This window comes from Pseudomonas edaphica, from assembly GCF_005863185.1.
GTDB classification, from domain to species: domain Bacteria; phylum Pseudomonadota; class Gammaproteobacteria; order Pseudomonadales; family Pseudomonadaceae; genus Aquipseudomonas; species Aquipseudomonas edaphica.
In genome coordinates this window covers 1-1,658 of the sequence record NZ_VBVZ01000927.1, presented here as the reverse complement: position 1 = coordinate 1,658, position 1,658 = coordinate 1, and the positions used below count along the sequence as shown (strand labels likewise).

Genomic DNA, 1,658 nt, shown 5'->3' with positions numbered 1-1,658 from the left:
CGCTAAGCCTTTGCGGTAAATGAAAAAGCCCCGACTGGTTCGGGGCTTTTTTGTGGCTGTTGGTTTTGTGGTGAATATCAGGGCCTCATCGCAGGCAAGCCAGCTCCCACATTTCGACTTGTGAACACCGTCAAATGTGGGAGCTGGCTTGCCTGCGATAGCGGTCTATCAGGCGCCGCCAACCACCGAAGCCTGCGCCGTCCGCAGTTCATGCCGATTGCCTTTAAACAGCACCAACGTCGCAATCAGCCCCAACACCGCCGCACCACTGAGCCAAATCCCTGGCGCCGCCTTGTTATCCAGTACATGGATCAGGTAAGTACAGGCCGCCGGCGTAAACCCACCAAAGGTCGCCGTTGCCAGGCTATAAGCCAGCGAGAATCCAGTGGTGCGCACTTCAATCGGCATGATCTCGGTAAGCGCCACCACCATCGCCCCGTTGTACGAGCCATACAGGAACGACAACCACAACAGCACGATCAGCAGATGGCTGAAACTCGGATTCGCCACCAGCCACGACAGCGCCGGATACGCTGTGAGAATTGCCAGAATCGTCGCACCCAGCAGCAAGGGTTTGCGCCCGATCTTGTCGGACACCGCGCCCATCACCGGCAGCCAGATAAAGTTGGAGATGCCCACGCACACCGTCACCAGCAATGCGTCGAAGTCAGACAGGTGCAGTTCGGCCTTGCCGAAGGTCGGGGTGTAAGCGGTAATGAGGTAGAACGACACGGTGGTCATCACCACCAGCGCCATGCCGGCGATGACGATGCCAAAGTTCTGGCCGATCGAACGCACGATTTCCTGCAGGGTAGGGCGGTGTTTACGTGCCTGGAACTCTGGGGTTTCCTCCAGCGAACGGCGAATCACGAAGATCACCGGCACGATCAGGCAGCCGATCAGGAACGGCACGCGCCAGCCCCAGTCGCCCATCTCTTCCGGGCTGAGCCAGTGGTTGAGGCCCACGCCGAGCAAACCGGCGAACACCACCGCAGCCTGCTGGCTGGCGGACTGCCAACTGACGAAAAAGCCCTTGCGTCCCGGTGTGGCGATTTCTGCCAGGTACACCGACACACCGCCCAGCTCGACGCCGGCAGAGAAACCCTGAAGCAGTCGACCGAACAGCACGATCAGCGGCGCGGCCACACCCAATGTGGCGTAGCCGGGCACGCAGGCAATCAGGATGGTGCCGGCGGCCATCAAGGCCAGCGTGATGACCAGGCCCTTTTTGCGGCCGTGGCGGTCGATATAGGCGCCAAGGAAGATTGCGCCCAGTGGCCGCATCAGGAAACCGGCGCCGAAGGTCGCAAGCGATAGCATCAACGAGGCAAACGCGCTGTCGCTGGGAAAGAAGGTCTTGGCAATGGCCGTGGCGTAGAAGCCGTAGACCATGAAGTCGAACATCTCGAGGAAGTTGCCGCTGACAACGCGAAAAATCGCTTTGCCTTTGCCCGTGGTAGTGGACATGTCATGCACTCATGTTGGCTGTCTTATTAGTGATCCCTGGTCATTACTCGTCCTTGCTGCAGTTTTGTAACCATATGTGTATTGGCCATTACCGGCAATAAAAATTGATAGCAAGCATGACTAAATGCGCAGTTGTCGAGGGCGATGAAAATCAAATGTGGGAGCTGGCTTGCCTGCGATAGCGGTGGGTC

Annotated in this window: 1 protein-coding gene; it reads right to left on the bottom strand. The window is 58.4% G+C overall.

The window, feature by feature from the left end; all coding sequences use genetic code 11:
• Positions 1–168: 168 nt before the first annotated feature.
• On the bottom strand, positions 169–1,467 hold the full coding sequence (tcuC, locus tag FEM54_RS32160; RefSeq protein WP_017137430.1) for an MFS transporter: 1,299 nt from the start codon (positions 1,465–1,467) through the stop codon (positions 169–171).
• Positions 1,468–1,658 lie beyond the last annotated feature (191 nt).